General features: G+C 71.9%; 21 protein-coding genes. 10 read left to right on the forward strand and 11 right to left on the reverse strand.

Translation table 11 applies throughout. The annotated features are described in order from the left end of the window. Window positions 1-7 precede the first annotated feature (7 nt). Window positions 8-553, forward strand: coding sequence for a sigma-70 family RNA polymerase sigma factor (locus NVS89_RS10110; RefSeq protein ID WP_258732566.1), 546 nt, complete (start codon window positions 8-10; stop codon window positions 551-553). Window positions 554-795: 242 nt separating this feature from the next. Here the strand turns inward: NVS89_RS10110 and NVS89_RS10115 are convergent, their stop codons facing one another. The 4 genes from NVS89_RS10115 to NVS89_RS10125 form a co-directional block, all read right to left on the reverse strand. Next, window positions 796-969 (reverse strand): DUF1328 domain-containing protein, encoded by a 174-nt coding sequence (locus NVS89_RS10115; RefSeq protein ID WP_258732568.1) that lies wholly within the window; start codon window positions 967-969, stop codon window positions 796-798. 204 nt (window positions 970-1,173) lie between these two features. Then, window positions 1,174-2,073: a LysR family transcriptional regulator gene (locus NVS89_RS10120; protein ID WP_258732570.1), complete on the reverse strand. Its 900-nt coding sequence runs from the start codon at window positions 2,071-2,073 to the stop codon at window positions 1,174-1,176. A 197-nt stretch (window positions 2,074-2,270) separates the two neighbouring features. After that, the gene (locus tag NVS89_RS22990) at window positions 2,271-2,519 is read right to left on the reverse strand and encodes a KTSC domain-containing protein (RefSeq protein WP_374114557.1); all 249 of its coding nucleotides are present in this window, start codon (window positions 2,517-2,519) and stop codon (window positions 2,271-2,273) included. Next, the gene (locus NVS89_RS10125; RefSeq protein ID WP_258732572.1) at window positions 2,516-3,808 is read right to left on the reverse strand and encodes a DNA recombination protein RmuC; all 1,293 of its coding nucleotides are present in this window, start codon (window positions 3,806-3,808) and stop codon (window positions 2,516-2,518) included. Before NVS89_RS10125 ends, NVS89_RS22990 begins: the two co-directional genes overlap by 4 nt. A gap of 104 nt (window positions 3,809-3,912) precedes the next feature. Between NVS89_RS10125 and def the strand changes: the two genes are divergently transcribed. The 3 genes from def (at window position 3,913) to NVS89_RS10140 (ending at window position 5,909) form a co-directional block, all read left to right on the forward strand. After that, complete coding sequence (gene def, locus NVS89_RS10130) at window positions 3,913-4,470, forward strand: peptide deformylase (protein ID WP_258732573.1); 558 nt, start codon at window positions 3,913-3,915, stop codon at window positions 4,468-4,470. 78 nt (window positions 4,471-4,548) lie between these two features. Then, window positions 4,549-5,466 (forward strand): methionyl-tRNA formyltransferase, encoded by a 918-nt coding sequence (gene fmt / locus NVS89_RS10135; protein WP_258732574.1) that lies wholly within the window; start codon window positions 4,549-4,551, stop codon window positions 5,464-5,466. After that, the gene (locus tag NVS89_RS10140; RefSeq protein WP_258732575.1) at window positions 5,463-5,909 is read left to right on the forward strand and encodes a GNAT family N-acetyltransferase; all 447 of its coding nucleotides are present in this window, start codon (window positions 5,463-5,465) and stop codon (window positions 5,907-5,909) included. Before fmt ends, NVS89_RS10140 begins: the two co-directional genes overlap by 4 nt. A gap of 81 nt (window positions 5,910-5,990) precedes the next feature. On the opposite strand, the gene NVS89_RS10145 is transcribed toward NVS89_RS10140, so the two are convergent. Next, window positions 5,991-6,626 carry a peroxiredoxin gene (locus tag NVS89_RS10145; RefSeq protein ID WP_258732577.1) on the reverse strand — a complete coding sequence of 212 codons (636 nt, stop codon included), beginning with the start codon at window positions 6,624-6,626 and terminating at the stop codon, window positions 5,991-5,993. A 239-nt stretch (window positions 6,627-6,865) separates the two neighbouring features. On the opposite strand from NVS89_RS10145, the gene NVS89_RS10150 reads away from it, so the two are divergent. Further along, complete coding sequence (locus NVS89_RS10150) at window positions 6,866-7,126, forward strand: YMGG-like glycine zipper-containing protein (RefSeq protein ID WP_309486192.1); 261 nt, start codon at window positions 6,866-6,868, stop codon at window positions 7,124-7,126. An 83-nt stretch (window positions 7,127-7,209) separates the two neighbouring features. On the opposite strand, the gene NVS89_RS10155 is transcribed toward NVS89_RS10150, so the two are convergent. After that, entirely contained in the window at window positions 7,210-7,836 is a 627-nt protein-coding gene (locus NVS89_RS10155; protein WP_258732578.1) for a S24 family peptidase, read from the reverse strand. 125 nt (window positions 7,837-7,961) lie between these two features. On the opposite strand from NVS89_RS10155, the gene NVS89_RS10160 reads away from it, so the two are divergent. Beyond that, on the forward strand, window positions 7,962-8,342 hold the full coding sequence (locus NVS89_RS10160) for a DUF952 domain-containing protein (RefSeq protein ID WP_258732579.1): 381 nt from the start codon (window positions 7,962-7,964) through the stop codon (window positions 8,340-8,342). A gap of 6 nt (window positions 8,343-8,348) precedes the next feature. Continuing rightward, window positions 8,349-9,437: a quinone-dependent dihydroorotate dehydrogenase gene (locus NVS89_RS10165; RefSeq protein WP_258732580.1), complete on the forward strand. Its 1,089-nt coding sequence runs from the start codon at window positions 8,349-8,351 to the stop codon at window positions 9,435-9,437. Between the two features lie 31 nt (window positions 9,438-9,468). On the opposite strand, the gene NVS89_RS10170 is transcribed toward NVS89_RS10165, so the two are convergent. Genes NVS89_RS10170 through NVS89_RS10185 form a run of 4 tightly spaced genes read right to left on the reverse strand, consistent with a single transcriptional unit; the run spans window position 9,469 to window position 13,932 of the window. Then, entirely contained in the window at window positions 9,469-10,836 is a 1,368-nt protein-coding gene (locus tag NVS89_RS10170; RefSeq protein ID WP_258732581.1) for an MATE family efflux transporter, read from the reverse strand. A gap of 4 nt (window positions 10,837-10,840) precedes the next feature. Beyond that, on the reverse strand, window positions 10,841-11,110 hold the full coding sequence (locus NVS89_RS10175) for a DUF6460 domain-containing protein (protein WP_258732582.1): 270 nt from the start codon (window positions 11,108-11,110) through the stop codon (window positions 10,841-10,843). Between the two features lie 6 nt (window positions 11,111-11,116). Then, entirely contained in the window at window positions 11,117-12,865 is a 1,749-nt protein-coding gene (locus tag NVS89_RS10180; protein ID WP_258732583.1) for a cisplatin damage response ATP-dependent DNA ligase, read from the reverse strand. Further along, complete coding sequence (locus NVS89_RS10185) at window positions 12,862-13,932, reverse strand: ligase-associated DNA damage response exonuclease (RefSeq protein WP_258732722.1); 1,071 nt, start codon at window positions 13,930-13,932, stop codon at window positions 12,862-12,864. Before NVS89_RS10185 ends, NVS89_RS10180 begins: the two co-directional genes overlap by 4 nt. Window positions 13,933-13,982: 50 nt before the next feature. Between NVS89_RS10185 and NVS89_RS10190 the strand changes: the two genes are divergently transcribed. From NVS89_RS10190 to pdeM, 3 genes are all read left to right on the forward strand, one after another. Next, a complete protein-coding gene (locus NVS89_RS10190; protein ID WP_258732584.1) occupies window positions 13,983-14,909 on the forward strand; it encodes a class I SAM-dependent DNA methyltransferase in 927 nt (308 codons plus the stop codon). A gap of 67 nt (window positions 14,910-14,976) precedes the next feature. Continuing rightward, entirely contained in the window at window positions 14,977-17,556 is a 2,580-nt protein-coding gene (locus tag NVS89_RS10195; RefSeq protein ID WP_258732585.1) for a ligase-associated DNA damage response DEXH box helicase, read from the forward strand. After that, on the forward strand, window positions 17,531-18,277 hold the full coding sequence (gene pdeM / locus NVS89_RS10200; RefSeq protein ID WP_258732586.1) for a ligase-associated DNA damage response endonuclease PdeM: 747 nt from the start codon (window positions 17,531-17,533) through the stop codon (window positions 18,275-18,277). The genes NVS89_RS10195 and pdeM overlap by 26 nt, the downstream gene beginning before the upstream one ends. A gap of 277 nt (window positions 18,278-18,554) precedes the next feature. On the opposite strand, the gene NVS89_RS22920 is transcribed toward pdeM, so the two are convergent. Further along, the gene (locus NVS89_RS22920) at window positions 18,555-22,094 is read right to left on the reverse strand and encodes a hypothetical protein (protein ID WP_309486534.1); all 3,540 of its coding nucleotides are present in this window, start codon (window positions 22,092-22,094) and stop codon (window positions 18,555-18,557) included. Window positions 22,095-22,226: the final 132 nt, after the last annotated feature.

A 22,226-nucleotide genomic window follows, 5' to 3' on the forward strand; every position in this document is an offset into this window, starting at 1 on the left:
TGCGGCGGTGACCAACCTCGATCCGGCCTTGCGCGACGAGATCATTGCGGCGATCCCGAATCTCCGGGCCTTCGCCATTTCGCTCAGCGGCAGCGTCGACCGCGCCGACGACCTGGTGCAGGAGACGCTGCTGCGCGCCTTCGCGAACATCGGCAGCTTCCGGCCCGGCACCAATTTGCCGGCGTGGCTGTTCACGATCCTGCGCAACCTGTTCCGCTCGGAATACCGCAAGCGCCGCCGCGAGGTGCCGGATTCGGACGGCAATTTCGCCGCCACGCTGACCAGCAATCCGGACCAGAACACGCATCTCGACTTCGAGGATTTCCGCACCGCGCTCGACAAGCTGCCCTCCGACCAGCGCGAGGCGCTGATCCTGGTGGGCGCATCGGGCTTCTCCTACGAGGAGGCGGCGGATATCTGCCAATGCGCGGTCGGCACCATCAAGAGCCGCGTCAACCGCGCGCGCCGGCGGCTGGGTGAGTTGCTGGCGATCGAGGATGTCGAGGATTTCGGTCCCGACAAGACCACCCGGGCGGTTCTCGCCGCCGGCTAGGCTTTTCCCTATCCCCTTTGCACGAGCTTCGGCACGCGCCGGCATGACAGGCGGCGCGTGCCGTTCCGCGTTTGCGCGCGCATGCACGTGAACCGGTAACGCACCCCGCTTTTGCGTGGCATCTGTCTGCCCCGTCGCCCCCTTCGGGAACCGATGAAAGGCGCACACAAAAACGCCTCCGCGTGTTGCGGAGGCGTTTTCGTTTCTGTTCCGAAACTTTTCGTCCGGCGGCGCCGGCGGGGTCAGGGAACGCCGCGCCCGCGCATCATGCCGAAGACGGCGGAGATGAGGAACAGGATGATCGCGACGAAGAAGATGATCTTGGCGATCCCGATGGCCGTACCGGCGATGCCGCCAAAGCCGAGGACCGCGGCGATCAGCGCGATCACCAGAAAGGTCAGCGCCCAACCGAGCATGTGAGCCTCCACTGTGCTGTGCGGCAGAGCCGCGTCGTCAGGACAACGACGCAGGCCACGCCCGGTTCCCACCCGGCTAAATATGACGTGAGCGGGCGGAAAGCGGTGCCCGCGGGTGGCATCGGGGCGGCACGGAGTTCGGCCGGCGGGTTCGGTTCGCCGCCGAGGCACGATCGCGTGGGATCGGTTGCGCGCGGGCCGGCGTCAGATCCGCGTGGCGAGGGTGGCGGCGATGCTGCGCGCCTCCTGCATCAGCGCGGTCACGATCGGCGTCATGGGATCGCGGTCGAGCACCACCAGCCCCATCTGGTGCAGCACCGAGGGCTGCTCGATCGGGATCGAGCGGATGCTGGCGGGGAAGGCGAAGACGTCGGCCAGCGTGTTGGCGACGACGCTCGCCCATTTGCCGGTGCGCACATGCGAGAGCAGGGCGATGGTGGAGTTGGCCTCCAGCATCGGGATGGCGGCGTGGCCGGCCTCGGCGAGCTGCTTGTCGACGATGCGCCGGTTCTGCATGTCCGGGGTGAGGAGGCACAGCGGCACCCGGCCGATCTCCTCCCAGGTGACGCTGGCGCGGTCGCCGAGCGGGGCGTGCACGGAGGTGAGAAAGCGGTAGCCTTCCTTGTAGAGCGGCACCGTCTTCACCCGGCCGAGCGGGTCGTTGTCGAGATAGGTGACGCCGGCGTCGGCCTCCAGATTCTCGATCAGCCGCAGCACCTCGTTGGAGCTCGCCGACATCAGGGTGAAGCGCACGTCCGCATGCTTCTCGTGGAACGGCGTGGTCAGCTCGGACAGCATGGGCATGGCGGTGGGGATGGCGGCAATGCGCAGATGGCCGGCCAGTCCCTTGCGCATGCCGGCGATCTCCTGGCGCATGGCACGCACGTCGCCGATCACGCGGCGGGCCCATTGCAGCGCGCGCTCGCCCTCCGGCGTGAAGCCGATGAAGCGCGAGCCGCGCTCCACCAGGCGCACGCCGAGCTGCTCCTCGAGCTGCTTGAGGCCGGCCGACAGCGTCGGCTGGGTCACGCCACAGGCTTCCGCCGCACGGCCGAAATGGCGCTCCTTGGCGAGCGCCAGCAAAAGTTCAAAACGGTCGATCACACACGCTTCCCGGCTACGCGCACGATAGAAAGATTCTATCAATCTATCAGATTGTCTTTCCGGAGCGAACGAAAACAGGACGGCCGGGACGGGACATGCGGGCGCACCCGTGCGGGGCTGGTGCCGGGAGCGCCCCCTCGTCCGGGCGTGGGCCACCAAGGCGAACTTCCGTGAATGGCGGGGAAGGTTCGATTGGCTTAGCGGTTGGAGCTATAGCGATCGCGGATGCAGCAACTGAAGTAACTCCCGGCCGAGGATGCCGATAGCAAGCCTCTATATACACTCTCCAGAACGCCATAATAATCACAGGGTCCGCCGCTATCGACAAACCAAATAGTTAGAACGCGCGTTGTTGGACTGTATTCCGCTCTCCGGATCGCTGACGAATTAAGGGTCGGAATATTCGTCTTCCCACATTCGGATCCGGGCCTGACGGGAGCGCCTATTCCGCCGCGTGCCGGCCGGCGGTGCCGAAGCCGAGCGGGGCGGGGAGGACGTCGCCGGCGTCCCCGGCCCGGTCTTCGGTCCCGTCCTCGGCCGGTGCGGCCGAAGCCTCCGCCGCCGCGTCTCCAGACGCGCGTTCCCTGTTTCCGCCCGCTGCCTCGGATGCGGGGCGGTCGAATTCGAGCTGCTCGATGCGCGCGCCGCGCCGCGCCACCTTGTCGGCGGAGATCACGGCCTGGGCGACGTCCTCGCCGGCCTGGGCGAAGTGCTTCTCCAGATTGCCGATCCGCTCGCGCAGCCGCGTCACGTCGGCGACCAGCCGGCCGCACTCGGTGCGGATCAGGTCGGCCTGCTCGCGCATGCGCGCGTCGCGGCAGATCGCCTGCACCACCTGCACCGCCAGCATCAGCAGCGAGGGCGAGACCAGGATGACGCGGGCGCGGAACGCCTGCTGGATCACCTCGTCGAAATGCTCGTTGAGCTCGGCATAGACCGACTCGGAGGGCACGAACATGAGTGCGAGGTCCTGCGTCTCGCCGCCGACGAGGTAGCGCTCGGCGATGTCGCGCACATGCTTGCCGACATCCTGCTTCAGGCGGGTCTCGGCCTGCTTGCGCGTCTCCGCGCTCTCCGCCTCGCGGAAGGCGGTGACGGCCTCCAGCGGGAACTTGGAATCGATCAGCAGCGGGCGCTTGTCGCCCGGCAGGAACACCGCGCAATCGGCGCGCCGGCCGCTGGCGAGCGTGTGCTGGAAGGCGAAGCTGTCCTTCGGCAGGCCGTCGGCGATGATCGCCTGCAGGCGGCCCTCGCCGAAGGCGCCGCGCGCCTGCTTGTTCGACAGTGTCTGGCGCAGGCTCATCACCTGGCCGGAGAGTTCGCCCAGGCTCTGGCGGGCCTGGTCGACGAGGGCGAGCCGCTCGTTGAGCCGGGCGAGGTTCTCGTGCGTGGTCTCGCTGGCGCGGGCGAGGCTCTCGCCCATGCGGTGCGAGGAGACGTCGAGCCGCTCGGCCACGGCGCGGGCGAGCTCGCCCTGGCGCTGGGCGAGATATTCGGTCATCGAGCGCACCCGCCCGCTGGTCTCGGCCTGGCTGCGGGCGAGATCGAGCAGGCGCTCCTCCAGCTCGCCGGCGCGGCGGGCCTGCTCGTCCGCCTCCAGCGCGCGGGCGCGGGCGCTGCGGCCGACCGAGCGCAGCAGCAGGAGCAGCATGAGAATGGCGAGCCCCGCCGCCCCGGCGACCAGCTCGGCGAGCGTCACCGGGCGGCCGGCGAGGGTGAGGAGCACCTGATCCATGGCGCGCTTGTAGCAGATTCCGCACCGGATGCGAACAGAAGGCGAACGCGCCCGCACCGAGCTCCGTTGACCCGCGGGCACACAGCGCTTATCTCAACGCCATCATGTCGATACGCCCTCTTGTCATTATTCCCGATTCGCGGCTGCGCCTCGTCTCCGACCCTGTGGTCCGGGTCGACGCCAAGGTGCGCGCGCTGGTCGAGGACATGTTCGAGACCATGTACGAGGCCCCCGGCATCGGGCTGGCGGCGATCCAGGTCGGCGTGCCCGAGCGCGTCGTGACGATCGATGTCGGCCCGCGCGAAGGCGAGGACGAGGACGGCGAGGAGGAGGGCGAGCGGAAGAAGAACCCGATCGCCCTGATCAACCCGGAGATCATCGCCGCCTCGGACGAGCTGTCGGTCTATTCGGAGGGCTGCCTGTCGATCCCGGAATACTATGCCGAGGTCGAGCGCCCGGCGCGGGTGCGGGTGCGCTACATGGACCTCAGCGGCGAGACCCGCGAGATCGACGCCGAGGGGCTGCTCGCGACCTGCGTGCAGCATGAGATCGACCATCTGAACGGCGTGCTGTTCATCGACCACATCTCCAAGCTCAAGCGCGACCGGGTGGTGAAGAAATTCACCAAGATCGCCCGGGAGAAGGAGCGCGACGGCGCCTGAGCCGCCGCCGGTCCCGCGTGCTTGCCCGCGCGCCTTCCCGCGCACCCCGACCATTACGCACCGCCGGGAGGCCCCATCATGCGCATCGTCTTCATGGGCACGCCGGATTTCGCGGTGCCGACGCTCGCCGAGATCGTCGGGCGCGGCCACGAGGTGGTGGCCGCCTATACGCGCGCGCCGGCCAAGGGCGGGCGGCGCGGGCTCGACCTCGTGCCCTCGCCGGTGCACCGGGCGGCCGAGCAGTTCGGCGTGCCGGTGCTTACCCCCTCGACCCTGCGCGGCGAGGAGGCGACGGCGACCTTCGCCGCCCATGAGGCGGACGTCGCGGTGGTGGTGGCCTATGGCCGCATCCTGCCGCAGGCGATCCTCGACCTGCCCACGCTCGGCTGCCTGAACCTGCACGCCTCGCTGCTGCCGCGCTGGCGCGGCGCGGCGCCGATCCAGCGCGCCATCATGGCCGGCGACGCCGAGACCGGGGTCGCGGTGATGAAGATGGAGGCGGGGCTCGACACCGGCCCGGTGGGGCTGATCGAGCGCGTCGCCATCGGCCCGGACATGACGGCGGGCGAGCTGCACGATGCGCTGATGGGGATCGGCGCCGACCTGATGGGCCGGGCGCTGGCGGCGCTGGAGCGCGGTGCGCTCGCCTTCACCCCCCAACCCGGCGAGGGCGTGACCTATGCCGCCAAGATCGAGAAGGGCGAGACGCGGGTCGACTGGCGCCGGCCGGCGAGGCAGGTGCACGACCACATGCGCGGCCTCTCGCCCTTCCCCGGCGCCTGGTTCGAGCTCGACGGGGCGCGGGTGAAGGTGATGCGCACGAGCCTGGCCGACGGCGCGGGCGCGCCGGGCGAGGTGCTCGATGACGCGCTCACCATCGCCTGCGGCGAGGGCGCGGTGCGGCTGGTGGAGGTGCAGAAGGCGGGCAGCCGGGCGATGTCGGCGCCGGATTTTTTGCGCGGTAACCCTCTCGCCACCGGTACGGTGCTGGCGTGATCGAGATCCGCGGGCTGCGCGCGGAGGACCACGCGGCCTGGCTGCCGCTGTGGCAGGGCTACCAGCGCTTCTACAAGGTCGACATCCCGGCCGAGGTCGGCGAGACCGCGTGGCGGCGCATGCTCGACGAGGCAGAGCCGATGTGGGGCGCGCTCGCCGTTGCCGACGGGCAGGCGCTCGGCTTCGCCCATTATGTGCGCCACCGCACCACCTGGGCGGTCGGCGACTACTGCTATCTGAACGACCTCTACGTCGATGAGGCGGCACGCGGCCGGGGCGTCGGGCGGGCGCTGATCGCCCATGTGGGCGAGGAGGCGCGCCGGCTCGGCTGCTCGCGGGTCTACTGGCTGACCCACGAGACCAATGCCGAGGCGCGTCGGCTCTATGACGGCGTCGCCGAGCGCTCGGGCTTCATCGAGTACGGCAAGGGGCTCGACCCGTAAGGTGTCCCCGCGCTGCGGGAGCACGCCGCGCGGGATCGTTGCCCGGCTATCCGCCGGCCCGTATGCAGCTCTTTTGCCCGCTCACTTGCCGGGCTGGGGCACCATGCGCAGATAGGGCTTCAGCGTCTTCCAGCCCTGCGGAAACTTCTCCTTCGCGGCCTCGTCGCTGACCGAGGGGACGATGATGACGTCCTCGCCTTCCTTCCAGTTCGCGGGCGTCGCCACCGAATGGCTGGCGGTGAGCTGGAGCGAATCGATCACCCGCAGGATCTCGTCGAAATTGCGCCCCGCGCTGGCCGGATAGGTGAGGGAGAGCTTCAGCTTCTTGTCCGGCCCGACGATGAACACCGAGCGCACGGTCATGGTGTCCGAGGCGTTGGGATGGATCATGTCGTAGAGGCCGGAGACGGTGCGGTCCTCGTCGGCGATCAGCGGGAAGTTGGGGGCGAAGCCCTGGGTCTCGGCGATGTCGTCGGCCCATTTCGCGTGGGCGTCGAGCGGGTCGACCGACAGGCCGATCACCTTCACGTTGCGGCGGTCGAATTCCGGCTTCAGCCGGGCCACCTGGCCGAGCTCGGTGGTGCAGACCGGGGTGAAGTTCTTCGGGTGCGAGAATAGCACGCCCCATGAATCGCCGAGCCACTCGTGGAAGCGGATCGGGCCCTCGGTGGTCTGCGCTTCGAAGTCGGGGACGGTGTCTCCAAGGCGGATGCTCATGTGCAACTCCACGGGTCGGAAAGGGTCCCCCGGAACGTAGTGTCGGCACCCGCCGGCCGGAAGGGCCGGACCGGCGGAAACGGCGGGAAAGCGGCACGCGGGGCGGGCTCGCCGACGCCTGGGGAGGCCGGCGGAGGGCGCGAACGGCCTTTCGGCCGGAACCGACCGTCCGGTCCGGGCGTTAGCGCACCGGATCAATGGGGCCGGCTTCTCGGGGCGGCCAAGTCTGGAGAGAAACCATGATGCTCAGGATTCTGGCAATCGGCGCGGTGGCGTTCAGCCTGGCGGCCTGCACCACCACGGAACGTCGCGCGGGCACGGGCGCGCTGGTTGGCGGCGGTGCGGGCGCGATCATCGGCGGCATCGCGGGCGGCGGCTCGGGCGCGGCCGCGGGCGCGGCGATCGGTGCCGGCACCGGGGCGGTCGTCGGCGCCGCGACGGCTCCGAGGGAGTGCTGGACGCGCGACCGCTACGGCAACCGGATCGCCGTGCGCTGCTGACAGCAGCGCCTCGCCAGCGAATGGAAGGACGGCCCAGCGCGGGCCGTCCTTTTTTCATGGGCGGATGTTCGCGGATAGCGGACCTACTGGCTCGCCCACAGCACGCGGGCGATCCAGGCGATCTCGCGGTCGTGCAGCATGCGGTCGGGATGCTCGGGATTGAGCGAGCGCAGTTCGATGGTGCGCGCGGTGCGGCGCTTGAGCTCCTTGGCCATCACCTCGCCCTCGCGCGTCTTCACGATCACCCGGTCGCCGCGCCGGATCGGCGCCGAGGGCGAGACCACCACCACGTCGCCGTCGCGGTAGAGCGGCATCATCGAATCGCCGGCTATCTCCAGCGCGTAGGCGTGGTCGTCGCCGATGTCGGGGAAGACGATCTCGTCCCAGAATCCGCCGACCGGAAAGCCGGCATCGTCGAAATAGCCGCCCGCGCCGGCCTGCGCGAAGCCGATCAGCGGCACCGGGCGCCCCCCCATCCGCACGCCGGCTACCAACTGCATGAAATCGTCGAGGCTGGTGCCGGTGGCGGCGAGGATCTTGGCCACGCTCTCGGTGGAGGGCCAGCGCGGCCGCCCGTCCGTCTGTTCGCGTTTGGATCGGTTGAAGGTGGTGGCGTCGAGTCCGGCTCGTTTGGCCAGAGCCGAGACGCTCAGGCCGTGGCGCTCGGCAAGCCGATCGATCGCCCGCCAGATCTGGGCATGGGTCAGCATGGGGGGCCGGACTTTTATCTAAGCCATGGGAAATATACCCTATTCTCGCAGAAGTCCAATGTTTGGCAACTTGCAACCTGGAGTTAAAGTTGCCAGTTCGGGCGGCGACCGTTAGAGCCCTTGTCATGGCCCCGGACAATGCTTCGCTCATCTTCAAGATCACCCCGCGCGCGCCCTGGCGGGCGGCCGAGGCGGCCGGCCGATTCACCGGCGCGCCCGTCGATCTGGCGGACGGCTTCATCCATTTCTCGACCGCCGGACAGGTGGCGGAGACCGCCGCGAAGCACTTCGCCGGGCAGGCCGACCTGCTGCTGGTCGCGGTCCGCACCGCGACGCTGGAACTGGGCCTGCTGCGCTGGGAGGTCTCGCGCGGGGGCGCGCTGTTTCCCCATCTCTACGGGCCGCTGCCGCTCGATGCCGTGGCCTGGGTGCGGGAGCTGCCGCTCGGCCCGGACGGCCGGCATAGGTTTCCGCCCGACATTTTCCCCTCCTCCGAGGAAGGTTGACCGCCGATGAGCGCCCTGCTCGACCTCGCCTTGCCCTTCGCCCGGCTGATCGACCCGGAGAGCGCGCACGGCCTCGCCATCCGCGCCCTGTCCTGCCTGCCGCCGCGCCGGGCGGGGGCGGACGATGAGCGGCTCGCGGTCGAGGCGTTCGGGCTCGCCTTTCCCAACCCGGTCGGGCTCGCCGCCGGCTTCGACAAGGAGGCCGAGGTGCCGGACGCGATGCTGGGCGCGGGCTTCGGCTTCGTCGAGGTCGGCACCATCACGCCGCGCCCGCAGCCGGGCAATCCGCGCCCGCGCAATTTCCGCCTCAGCGAGGACCGCGGCGTGATCAACCGCTACGGCTTCAACAGCGGCGGCCATGGGCCGGCGAAGGCGCGGCTGGTGGCGCGGGTCATGGCGCGGCGGGGACGGGCGGGGATCGTCGGCGTCAATGTCGGGGCCAACAAGGACAGCACCGACCGCGCGGCCGACTATGTTGCCGGCATAAGAACCTTCGCCGGGCTGGCGAGCTACTTCACCGCCAACATCTCCTCGCCCAACACGCCGGGCCTGCGCGACCTGCAGGAGGAGAAGGCGCTCGACGAGCTGCTGGCGCGGGTGATCGAGGCCCGCGACACGGCGGCGCCGGGCGTGCCGCTGCTGGTGAAGATCGCCCCCGACCTCGCCCTCACCGATCTCGACGGCGTCGTGCAGGTGGCGCGCCGGCGCGGCATAGACGGGCTGATCGTCGCCAACACCACGATCTCCCGCCCGGCCGGCCTGCGGGCGCGGGAGAAGGACGAGACGGGCGGTCTCTCCGGCCGGCCGCTGTTCCCGCTCGCCACCCGCATGTTGGCGGAGAGCCATGCAAGGGTGGAGGGCGCGTTCCCGCTGATCGGGGTCGGCGGCATCGACAGCGCCGAGACCGCGATCGCCAAGATCGAGGCCGGCGCCAGCCTGATCCAGCTCTATTCCGGGCTGGTCTATGAGGGGCTGGGGCTGGTGGAGCGGATCAAGGCCGGGCTGCTGGCGCATCTGGAGAAGGAAGGCGTGAGCCTCGCCGCGCTGGTCGGTCGCGGCGTCGCCGCCCGGCTCGCCGAGCCGTTTCCGGGCTGAGCGTGGATGGGACGGGCCGCGCGTTGCCGGCTCAGGAGCCCGGCTGCGGGCTCAGCGGGCCGGCGGGCGCGGGGCCGGGAAAGGAGCGCCGCTCCAGCGCCGGCATGCGCCAGGCGAGGAACAGGCCGCGTCCGCCCATGAAGGCGAGATAGGCGAACCACAGCCCGCCATTGCCGAGCGGCTGGGCGAACCACCACACCGCGAAGAACAGCACCACCGCCGGCAGCATCATGTTGCGCATGTCGCGCGCCCAGGCCGAGCCGGCATAGATGCCGTCATAGGCGAAGGCGGCGACGCCGATGAGCGGGGTCAGCGCCGCCAGCGGCAGGAATTCGCGCCCGACGAGGCGCACCTGCCCGTTGGCGGTGAGCAGGTCGATCAGCGCCCCGCCGCCCAGCAGCATCGCCAGCGTCGCGGGGGCGGCGAAGCCGAAGCCCCAGGCGAGGGTGAGGCGCACCGCGCGGCGGAAGCCCGGCCGGTCGCGCGCGCCGATGCTCTGGCCGCAGACCTGCTCGGCGGCGGTGGCGAAGCCGTCGAGGAAGAAGGCGCTCACCATGACCATGTTGTAGAGCACCGCATTGGCGGCCAGCGTCACGTCGCCGGTGCGCGCGCCCTGCGTGGTGAAGAACATCAGCACCGCCATGAGCAGGCCCGTGCGCACCATGATGTCGGAGTTGACCGCGACGGTCTCGACCAGCCGGGCGCGGTCGAGCACGGCGCGCCACGGCACCCGCCAGTCGCGGCCGACGAGGCGGGCCGCCGCCACCAGCCCGGCCAGCGTGCCGGCGGTCTCGGCGAGCACGTTGGCGAGCGCGGCGCCGGCGACGCCGAAATCCCAGTGCAGCACCAGCGCCGCGGTGGCGAGCGCGTTGACCGCGGCGATGAGGAACTGCAGGCCGAGCCCGATATCGGTACGGGCGACGCCGACGAACCAGCCCAGCAGGGCGAAATTGGCGATGGCGAACGGCGCGGAGAAGATGCGGATCGAGAAATAGAGCGCCGCGGCGGCATGCACGCCCTCGCTCGCGCCCATCAGCGAGAAGGCGGCGTGGCCGATCGGGAACTGCAGCGCGATCAGCACGAGGCCGATGGCGGCGGCGATGATGAGCGCGCGCACCAGCACGGCGCGCAGCTCCACGACCTCGCCGCGACCGAGCGCCTGGGCGGTCAGCCCCGCCGTGCCCATGCGCAGCGAGCCGAAGATCCAGAAGGTGAAGTCGAACAGCAGCGCACCGACCGCGACCGCGCCGAGCAGCACCGCGTCGCCCAGCCGCCCGATGGCGCCGGTGGCGACGAGGCCGAGCAGCGGGGTCGTCATCTGCGCCAGGGTCGCCGGCAGGGCGATGGCCAGGAAGCGCCGGGAGGTGACCTCCACCCGGCCGCCGGCACCGATGTTCACGGCCTCACCGGCCGCGGCTGGCGATGCGCGTGATCAGCCAGAGCGGGATGACGATGACCGCGCCGAGCACGAAGTAGCGCCACAGCTTCTCGACCGCGTCGAAGCTGAAATGGAACAGGTGGCGCACCAGCCCCTCAAGGCTCGACAGGATGTTCATCGGGTCGAGCCCGAGCGCGGAGAGGATGACGCCGACCACCACGCAGAGCAGGATCAGGCGCACCAGCACCCAGAACGGCGAGCCACCCATCCAGCGGGTGAGCTGATTGTCGGCCATCTCTCTTCAAGCTCCTTCGGCACGCGAACGGTCCTCACCTAGCACGGGCGAGGGGCGACGGGGAGCGCGGCCTTCATCGCCGATCATCGCTTCCAGCGTTTCCAGCCGGTCGGCCTCGCCCGGCGGCTTGTCCCAGCGCAGGCGCGAGATGCGCGGGAAGCGCATGGCGAGGCCCGAGCGGTGGCGGGTGGAGCGGGCGAGCCCCTCGAACGCCACCTCCAGCACCAGCCCCTCGGTCGAGGTGTGCACCACCTCGCGCACGGGGCCGAAGCGGTTGACCGTGTTGCGTCGCACGAAGCGGTCGATCTCGATCAGCTCGGCATCGGTGAAGCCGAAATAGGCCTTGCCGACCGGCACCAGCTCGCCCTCCCGTGTCCAGACGCCGAAGGTGTAGTCGGAATAGTAGGAGGAGCGCTTGCCGTGGCCGCGCTGGGCATACATCAGCACGGCGTCGATGCTGTGCGGGTCGCGCTTCCACTTCCACCACGGCCCCTTGGGCCGGCCCGGCAGATAGGCGCTGTCGGCGTGCTTGAGCATCACCCCCTCGACCGCCTCCGCATCCGCTCCGGCTCCATGCGCGGCGGGGTCGGCGCGGGCCGCCGCCAGCGCTTCCCAGGAGTCGAAGGGCACCAGCGGCGAGAGGTCGAGCCGGCCCTCTTCCGGGTGGGCGGCGACCAGCGCCGCGAGCCGGGCGCGGCGCGCGTCGAAGGGCAGTTCGCGAAGGTCCTCGCCGGCCTCGACCAGCAGGTCGTAGGCGCGGATATGGGCCGGGTAATCGGCGATCAGCTTCGCCGAGACGACCTTCCGGTTGAGCCGCTGCTGCAGCACGTTGAAGGACTGCACCCGCCCCTCGCGCAGGATCAGCAGCTCGCCGTCGACCGCGCCATCGAAGGCGAGCGCGCCGGCGAGGTCGGGGAAGGCGCCGGAGATGTCCTCGCCTGTGCGGCTGTAGAGGCGGGTGACGGGGCGCCCGTCCGCCCCCGCCGCGCGCACCGCCTGGATGCGGATGCCGTCCCATTTCCATTCGGCGCGGAAATCGGCAGGGTCGAGCACCGCGAAGTCGGGGTTCTCGATCGGGTGCGAGAGCATGACCGGGCGGAACGGGGCGGGGTCGTCGGTCTCGGGGCGCGGCCCGTGCCCCTCGGCCCAGGCGAACAGCTCCTCATAGGGCGGGGCGAGGCCGGGCCAGACCAGCTCGATCTCGTCCGGCGCGTGCTCGCCGAGCGCGGCCACCGCGGTCTTGGCGAGCCGGGCCGAGACGCCGATGCGCAGGCCCCCGGTGATGAGCTTGAGCAGCGCCCAGCGTCCGGTCTCGTCCAGCCGGTCGAGCAGGGCGGCGAGCACGGCGGGGAGCTCGGAGCGGCCCATGGTCGAGAAGGCGTCGACGATGGCGGAGAGGGGGAGATCGCGTTCGCCGCTTCGGGAGGTCGGATCGCCCTCGGCGGCTTCCCCTTCATCCGATGCGTCTCCCGTGTCGGGCGGCGGGGCGGGCCACATCAGCGCGACGGTCTCGGAGAGGTCGCCGACATAGTCGTAGGAGAGGGCGAACAGCACCGGATCGGTGCGCTCGGCGATGAGCTGGCGGATCAGGCCGGGCTTGGCGTTGCGGAACGACAGCGCGCCGGTGAGCGCGGCGAGCGCATGGCCGCGCTCGGGGTCCGGCGTGTGGCGGAAATAGTCGGCGATGAGCCGGATCTTGCCGTTTCGGCGCGGTTCATAGGCGAGGCGGTCGAGCAGGGCGGCGAAGCGGTTCATGACGCGCCGTCCTCCCGGTCGGCAGGAGCGGGCGTGTCGGGAGCGGGCGTATCGGGCGCGCTCTCGCTCTCCTCCTCGCCATAGCCGACCATGTGCAGCGGGCGCGCCCTGAGGCCGGCGAGCAGCGCCCAGTGCACCAGCGCGTCCTCCTGCCCGTGCGTGACCCACAATTCCTCGCAGCCGGTGGCCAGGATGGTGGCCTGCAGGTCGTCCCAGTCCGCATGGTCGGAGATGATGAGCGGCAGCTCGACCCCGTTCTGGCGGGCGCGGGCGCGGATGCGCATCCAGCCGGAGGCGAAGGCGGTGACCGGATCGGGGAAGCGGCGCGACCACACGTCGCTCAATGCCCCGGGCGGGCAGATGACGACCGAGCCGGCGAGCTCGGCGGGGGCGACCTCGCGTGCCAGCCTCACCTCGCCGAGCCCGATGCCGCGTGCGGCGTAGTAGGCGGTGAGCCGTTCCATCGCGCCGTGGATGAGGATCGGCCGCTCATGGCCGGCGGCGCGCAGCAGCGCCATCAGCCGCTGCGCCTTGCCGAGCGGATAGGCGCCGACGAGATGGGCGCGCTCGGGGAACAGGTCGAGCGAGGCGGTGAGCTTTTCCGTCTCCGCCGCCGGGTCGGGATGGCGGAACACCGGCAGGCCGAAGGTCGCCTCCGAGATGAAGACGTGGCAGGCCACCGGCTCGAAGGCCGGCGCGGTGGGGTCGGCGCCGGGCTTGTAATCGCCCGAGGCGACGATGCGGCAGCCGCGATGCTCGACCAGGATCTGCGCCGAGCCGAGGATGTGGCCCGCCGGCAGGAAGGTGACGGTGACGCCGTTCACCTTCACGCGCTCGCCATAGGTCGCTTCCTGCGCGGCGCCGGTGAAGTCCTCGCCATAGCGGATCGCCATGATGTCGAGCGTCTCGCGGGTCGCCAGCACGGCGCCGTGGCCGGGGCGGGCATGGTCCGAATGGCCATGAGTGATCAGCGCGCGGGGCACCGCCCGCACGGGATCGATGAAGAAGTCGCCGGCGGGCGAGTAGAGACCCTGCGGGGTTGTATGAAGTAGCTCTTCCGGGCGCATCACGAACAAGATATAGGGCTCGCCGCCCAATTTCCGCGAGACCCCCCGCCATGAGTGCCGGCCTGCTGGTCCTTTCTTCCGGCGACCCTTTGGTCGACCGCCGGATCGAGTGGGCGCGCGCCCTGATGGATGAAGGCAATCCGGGCGATGCCGCCGAGCTGCTCTCCGAGGCGGTGCGGCGCGCGCCGGGCTACGCTTCGGGCTGGTTCCTGCTCGGCGAGGCGCGCGAGGCGGGCGGCGACGAGGCGGGGGCGAAGCGCGCCTTCGAGGAGGCGCTGTCGCTCGACGAGGAGGACCGGCTCGGCGCGGCGCTGAGGCTGGCGCGGCTCGATGGCGCGCTCGCCACCATGAGCGAAGCCTATGTGCGCACGCTGTTCGACCAGTATGCCGAGCGCTTCGACACGGCGCTGGCGCGGCTCGACTATCGCGGGCCGGAGCTGATCGACCGTGCGCTCGCCGAGGCCTGCGCCGCGCTCGGCCGGCCCTATGCCTTCGCGCGGGGGCTGGATCTGGGCTGCGGCACCGGGCTGGTGGCGGCCCGGCTCAACGACCATGTCGGGGCGATGGAGGGGGTGGACCTCTCGCCCAACATGATCGCCCGGGCGCGCCGGCGCCGGGTCTACGACGCGCTGGCGGCGGGCGAGATGGTGGCCTACCTCGCCGAGCGGCCGGCCCGCGATGTCGACCTCGTCTTCGCCGGCGACGCCTTCTGCTATCTCGACGATCTCGGCCCGGTGCTGGCCGAGGCGCGCCGCGTGCTGGAGCCGGGCGGTCTCGTCGCCTTCACCGACGAGACCCATGAGGGCGAGGGCGTGCTGCTGCGCGAGACGCTGCGCTTCGCCCATGCGCCCGCCTATGTGCGCGAGCGGGTGGAGGGCGCCGGGCTGACGCTGGTCTCCTGCGCGCAGGAATGGACCCGGCGCGAGAACGGCGCCCCGGTGCCGGGACTGGTCGCGGTGGCGCTGCGGGAAGGGTGACGGGCGGGACGCGCAGAGCGTTTGCCCTCGCAATTCGGCGGCGAGGCATTAGCTTCTCGCCGTGCCGATGGATGACGCCCGCGACGACAGGCGAGAGGACGAGGTCCGGGAGGAGGATTCCCGGAGCGCGGGCGGCTGCGAGCCGGATGCGGGCCTCACCGACCTGCCCGAGACGTTCCGGCGCTGGTTCGCCGGGCGCGGCTGGGCGCCGCGCGCGCACCAGCTCGAATTGCTGGCCAGGGCGCGCGAGGGGCGCTCCTCGCTGCTGATCGCGCCGACCGGGGCGGGCAAGACGCTGGCCGGCTTCCTGCCCAGCCTCGTCGAACTCGCCGAGCGCTCGCGCGCGCGCAACAGCGCCCGCCCGCCCGGCGTGCACACGCTCTACATCTCCCCGCTCAAGGCGCTGGCGGTGGACGTGGCGCGCAATCTGGAGCGGCCGGCTGAGGAGATGGGTCTGCCGATCCGCATCGAGACCCGCACCGGCGACACGCCGGCCTCGCGCCGCCAGCGCCAGCGCCGCGACCCGCCCGACATATTGCTCACCACGCCCGAGCAGATCGCCCTGCTGATCGCCTCGGCCGACGCAGCGCATCTGTTCGGGGACCTCCGCCGCATCGTGCTCGACGAACTGCACGCGCTCGCGGGTTCCAAGCGCGGCGACCTGCTCTCGCTCGGCATTGCCCGGCTTCGGCGGATCGCGCCCGAGGCGCAGACGGTGGGACTGTCGGCCACCGTCGCCGATCCCGACACGTTGCGGCGCTGGCTGGTGCCGCAGGTGATGGGCGGCGAGATGGGGGATGTGGTGGTCGCCGAGCCGGGCGCTGCGCCGGACCTTTCCATGCTGGAAAGCGTCGCCCATGTGCCCTGGGCCGGGCACACGGCGCGCCATTCGTTGGCCGAGATCTACGCGCTGATCGAGCGCAACACGACGACGCTGGTGTTCGTGAACACGCGCATGCAGGCCGAGCTGCTGTTCCAGGAGCTGTGGCGCATCAACGAGGCCAACCTGCCGATCGCCCTGCATCACGGCTCGCTCGATGTCTCGCAGCGCCGGCGGGTCGAGGCGGCGATGGGCGAGGGGCGGCTGCGGGCGGTGGTGTGCACGTCCTCGCTCGACCTCGGCATCGACTGGGGGGCGGTGGACCTCGTCGTCAATGTCGGCGCGCCCAAGGGTTCCTCGCGGCTGATGCAGCGTATCGGGCGGGCCAATCACCGGCTCGACGAGCCGAGCCGCGCGGTGCTGGTGCCGGCCAACCGGTTCGAGGTGCTGGAATGCCGGGCGGCGCTGGAGGCGGTGCGCGCGGGGGCGCAGGACGGCGCGGTGGAGCGCCGCGGCGCGCTCGACGTGCTGGCCCAGCATGTGCTTGGCATGGCCTGCGCGGAGGCGTTCGACGCGGAGCAGCTCTATGAGGAGGTGCGCTCGGCCGAGCCCTATGCCGGCCTGACGCGCGAGGATTTCGAGGACGTGGTCGACTTCGTCGCCACCGGCGGCTACGCGCTGCGCGCCTACGAGCGCTATGCCCGCATCCGCCGGCGCAAGGACGGGCTGTGGCGGGTCGCCAACCCGATGGTGGCGCAGCAGTACCGGCTCAATGTCGGCACCATCGTCGAATCCACCATGCTGAAGGTGCGGCTCGCCGGCGCGAAATCGCGCTTCGGCGGGCGGGTGCTGGGCGAGGTGGAGGAGTATTTCGTCGAGACCATGAGCCCGGGCGACACCTTCGTCTTCGCCGGCGAGGTGCTGGAATATATTACCATCGTCGAGGACGAGGTGCGGGTCGCCCGCTCCAATGCCGCCGAGCCCAAGGTGCCCTCCTATGCCGGCGGCAAGTTCCCGCTCTCCACCTTCCTCGCGGCGCGGGTGCGCGCTCTGCTCGCCGCGCCCGAGGGATGGTCGAGCCTGCCTGCGCAGGTGCACGAATGGCTGGAGATCCAGCGCCGGCGCTCGCGCCTGCCGGGGCGCGAGGATTTGCTGGTCGAGACCTTCCCGCGCGGCGGGCGGCACTATCTCGTCGCCTACCCGTTCGAGGGGCGGCTCGCGCACCAGACGCTCGGCATGCTGCTGACCCGCCGGCTGGATCGGCTGGGGCTGCACCCGCTCGGCTTCATGGTCAACGACTACGCGCTGGCGATCTACGGCGTGCGCGACCTCTCGCTCGCGATTGCGCAGGCGCGGCTCGATCTCGACCGGCTGTTCGACGCCGACATGCTGGGCGACGACCTCGAGGACTGGCTCGCCGAATCGGCGCTGATGAAGCGCACCTTTCGGCAATGCGCGGTGATCGGCGGGCTGATCGAGCGGCGCTTCCCCGGCAAGGAGAAGAATTCCCGGCAGGTGACGATGTCGACCGATCTCGTCTATGACGTGCTGCGCCGGCACGAGCCGGACCACGTGCTGCTGCGCGCGGCGCGGGCGGACGCGGCGACCGGGCTTCTGGACATCCGCCGGCTCTCCGACATGCTGGTGCGCATTCGCGGGCGAATCGACCATGTGCCGCTCGCCCGCGTCTCGCCGCTGGCGGTGCCGGTGATGCTGGAGATCGGCCGCGAGATGGTGGCCGGCGGGGCTTCCGAGGCGCTGCTGGCGGAGGCCGAGGACGAACTCATCAGGGAGGCGCTGGATGGCGCTGGAGATGGCGGAGGGTGACGCGGACGGCCGGGCCGGGGCGGGCGAGGGGATCGAGCTCGCCGGCGCGTGGTTGACGCTCGACCCCGCCGGCGGGCTCTACTGGCCGGCCGAGCGGCTGCTCGTGGTCGCCGACCTCCATCTCGAGAAGGGCTCCGCCTTCGCCCGGCGCGGCGTGCCGCTGCCGCCCTATGACAGCCGGGCGACGCTCGCCCTGCTGGCGCGCATCGTCGAGCGCACGAAGCCGCGCACCATCGTCGCGCTGGGCGACAGCTTCCATGACGGGGGCGGGGCGGCGCGGCTCGGCGCGGCCGAGCGGCAGTCGCTGGCGGAAATCGCGCGCGGGCGCGAGATGGTGTGGATCGCGGGCAATCACGATCCCGACCCGGCGCCCGAGCTCGGCGGGGTGCACCTGCCGGAGCTGGCGATCGGGCCGCTGCGCCTGCGCCACGAGCCGGCACAGGGGGCGCCAACACAGGGGGCGGGCGCTGTGCGGGGCGAGATCGCCGGCCATTTCCACCCCGTGGCGCGGCTGGTCGTGCGCGGGCGGGGTCTCAGGCGGCGCTGCTTCGCCACCGACGGGGCGCGGCTCGTCATGCCGGCGCTCGGCGCCTATGCCGGCGGGCTGAACATCCGCGACGCGGCGCTGGCGCGGCTGTTCGCGGGCGCCTATGCGGCCCATCTGGTCGGCGCCGCGCGCACCTACCGCATCGCCCATCACGCCTGCCTGCCGGACCGGTAGGCGCGGGGCGCCGTCGTGCGCCGCCGGTTGCGGCCGGCGCGGGGCGCTTCAAGAGCAGCGTTCAACGGGGTGAGCGGCGGGACTTGGCCGAACGTGCTGCGCGGCGGCGGACCTGGCGGCTTCCCCGGAGGTTCTGCCGGGTGACATTGGCTACCGGGCCGGCGTCCCTGCGCGAGGCGTAGTGTTCAGCGCGAATGCGCGTCCGGAGTGACGGGCGGCGGAACCTCAGCGGACGCGGGAGGCCGGAGCGACTCGCAACTCAGCGCGACGCGGAAGCTCACCGCGAAGCGGTCTTGCGCGGCAGGCTGTCGGGGTGCTGCCAGTCCGGGGCGTCGCTGCCATTGGCCTTGGCGTCGACCACGCGCGGGGTCCAGCCGTCGAGCGAGGCGCGGGCGGCGGCGAGGGTCCGCGTGTCCATCTTGGAGGCGACCTCGTCACGCTTGGCCGCCGCCTCGCTGTCGCCGCCGGCGGCGGCGAGCGAGAACCAGCGCCAGGCCTCGCCGAGATTGACCGCGACGCCGAAGCCGCGGGCGTAGAGCACGGCGAGATTGTACTGGCTGTCACGCAGGCCGAATTCCGCCGCGCGGCGGAACCAGCGCACCGCGTCGCGGTAGTCGGGCTGGCCGTCTATGCCCGCCGCCAGCAGCACGCCGAGATTGTGCATGGCGCGCACATTGCCGGCGTCGGCGGCCTGCTCGTAGAGCTGGCGGGCCTTGGCGACGTCGCGCGGCACGCCCTCGGTGCCCTTCTCGTAGATCGAGCCGAGCCGGTAAGCGGCCGGGACCGAGCCGTGATTGGCGGCGAGCTCGAACCACTCGACCGCGCGCACCGCGCTGGTCGCGACGCCGATGCCGTCGATGTAGCGCCGGCCGATCTCGAACGCCGCGTCGGGATCGCCGCTGAGCGCCGCCGCGCGCAGGGCCGGGCTGCCGATGCTGCCGGGCAGGTCGCTCGGCTGGTTGAAGCTGGAGGGGCCGGGCGCCTGCGGCCTGACGCCGTCCGGTGCGTCGGGGTCCGGCGCGGTGCCGCCGGGGACGAGCGGCGCGGGCGCGGACGGCATGACGGGCGGCGGCAGGCCGAGGTCGCCGTGAGACGTCGGGCCGGTGGATGGCTTGCCGACCGAGCCGGTGATGTCCTCCAGCGAGGGGCCGGCGCCGCGCGCGGTGGCGGGCAGCGAGGAGGGGCCGGAAGCGCGGAGCTGGCCCTCGCGCATCGTGCTGAGGAGGTGCCAGGAGCCATAGGCCAGCGCCGAGCCGCACAGGCCGATCAGCAGCATGGCGCGGATGCGGGCCAGCCACGGGGTCGGCCGGCGCGGCGCGCGCTCGCCGATGCGGCTGTGCACCTGCGGGATGACCACGGTGGCGGGCTGGGCGGCGCGCCGGGCCTGGGCGATGAACTGGGTGCGCGCCGGCGCGGCCCCGGCGGGGACGCCCTGCGCCATGCCGTCCTGAAGGTTCTCCTGCGCGTCCTCGCTCGCGTCCTGCGGGTCGGCGTCGTCGTTGACGGCGGCGGGGACGTGGGGGCCGGCGGCGCGGGTGGGCCGCCCGTCGTCGCTGTAGATGTCGCCCAGCGCGTCGGGGATGCGGCCGGTGTCGTCGGCCTCGGCGAGCGGGTCGGCGATGCGAGGCTCGGGCGCACGGGGCGCGGGCCGGCGGAAGGCGGCGGCGGCTTCCGGCGAGCGCGAGAGCTCCTCCAGCGCCGCGCGCATGAGCTGCGGCTCGAAGGGCTTGGGGATGGAGGCCGGCTCGGGCGTGAACACCGGCTCGGAGGGCGCGGCATAGGTCGCGGGCGGCACGGCCGGCTGCGCGGCCTGGGGCGGCGTGGCCACCGGAGCGGCGGGAGCCTCGCTCTGGACGGGGGCCGGTGCGGAAGCAGGTGCGGGTGCCGGCGCGGCGGACGAGGCCGGTGCCGAGCTCGGAGCGGCGGCGCGGGCAGCCTCGATGGCGGCGATCTCGCGCTTCAGCAGGCTGGCGCCGTTGCCGCCATTGCCGCCCCCCTGGGGACGGCCGCGATGGCCGGCATTGGCGAGCACGGTGGCGCGCGTCTCCTCCATCTGGATGAAGAGGTCGTTGACCGCGCGCTCGATGGTGGAGAGCTGGCCGGCGAGCCGATCGCCGAGCCCCTTGGTGGGGGCGGCCGCGTCGAGCTTGCCGGTGATCTCGGCAATCTGCCGGCTCAGCGCGTCGAAGCGCGGGCCATGGTCGGGCGCGGGCGCGGGCGGCTCGACGCGCTCGATCCGCTCGAGCCGGGCGGCGATGTCGCGCAGCCCCGTCTCCATCACCTGCGGGCCCTCGCGGCGGGCGGCGGCGAGGCCCTGCTGGATGGTCTCCAGCCGGCGCTGGATCTCGTCCATGGTCAGCGCCGAAGGCGGGGTGGCGATGCGCTCGGACAGCGCGTCGATGCGCTTCTCCAGCCCACCGACGGCGGAGCGGATCAGCGCCTCGTCGGCGCCGGCCATCTGGCTCACCTTGGCGGCGAGGATCGCCACCTGCTCGGCGAGCAGGCGCACCGCGTCGTTGGAGATGGCGCGGCCGAGCAGATCGCGGATCTCCGAGGCCTGGGCCTGGAGCCGGGCGATGGCGGCGCCGTCGACGGTCTTGGCGCTGACGATGTCGATCTTGCGCGCCAGCGTGTCGATGCGCCCGGTCAGCACGCTGGGGTGCTCGGGCAGCTTCAGGGCGCCGATCATGTCGCGCAGGGCGAGCAGGGTGGCGCGCAGCTCGTCGTCGCCGGCGCCGGTGCGCTCCACGCGCTCGGCGAGGCGGGCGACGGTGCGCTGGAGCTCGTCGACCGAGCGGCGCGGGGCGAGCGAGGAGAGGCCCTGGCGCATCTCGGCCAGCTCGCGCTGCAGCGCGTCGAGCACCTCGCCGGACGGCGCTGGCGCGGCGTGGGAGGTGATCGGCGGGGCCGTGATCAGCGGAGCGGTCGGGCCCTCGCGAGGGGAGCTGCGCTCGGTCGTGGGTTCGGGACGCGCGAATTCGTGCCGCGCAAATTCGGGGGCGAAGCGCTCGAAGGCCGGGCGCTGCTCATGCAAGGGGCGGCGCGTGGAGGCCGCGCGTTCCTCGAACGAGGCCGGCTCCTCGAAAGCGGGGCGCGAGGGGTGCTGCTGGGCCGGGCGCGGCTCGGCGGGGCGCTCGGGAGCCCGTTCCGGGCCACGCCAGTCGGGACGACGCTCGGCGCGGCCGCCTTCGAGCTCGCTCTGGCGGGCGGCGATCTCGGCTACGGCGGCCTCGATGTCCTGCGCGCTGGAGACCGAGGGCAGGCGGTGGTCGCGCCGGCTCACCGTCTCGGCGGCGCGCAGGATGTCGCCGAGGCGGCGGTCGTTCTCCTCCACGCGGCTTTCGACGCGGGCGGCGGGACGGGGGCGGGCTCGGTTCATCGCCTCGATGCGCTCGTTGATCTGGCGGAGGGCGGCGTCGATGCGCCCGTCGGCCGAATCGGGCGCCCGCGGCGCGGCGGGAGGCGCCGCGGGGGTCGCACGGGCGGGCACGACGTCGGCGCGGGCGGCATAGGCCGTCTCGGCATAAGCGGCTTCGGCATAGGCCGGTTCGCGTTCGGGGGCCTCGGCGTGGGAGGTTTCGGCATAGGTGCTTTCGGGGCGCACAGCGACGAGCTGCTCGATACGGCCGGCAAGCTCCTGCACGCGGCGCTGCAGGTCGCTGATGTCGCCGCCCGCGCCTTCCTGCGGGCCGGTGGTCGACAGAAGCTGGGCCTTCAGCCACTGGTCGAGCGGCAGGCCGGCGCGCTCGGCCGCCTCGCTCATCGCGCGCCACGCTTCGGGAGCGATCTGGCCGGACGTGGCCGCTTCTTGCCGCACCTTGATCTCCTCGCTCGGGCGCGACGGCAGGGCGAGAATCGCCGGCCGTGCGCTGAGGCTGATGCGGTCGAATGTTTCGAAATCTTGGTAAATGCGGCGTTAATGCGTCGGACGCGGCGCCTCCGAAGCGGC

It is taken from the genome of Ancylobacter mangrovi, assembly GCF_024752355.1.
Lineage (GTDB): Bacteria > Pseudomonadota > Alphaproteobacteria > Rhizobiales > Xanthobacteraceae > Ancylobacter > Ancylobacter mangrovi.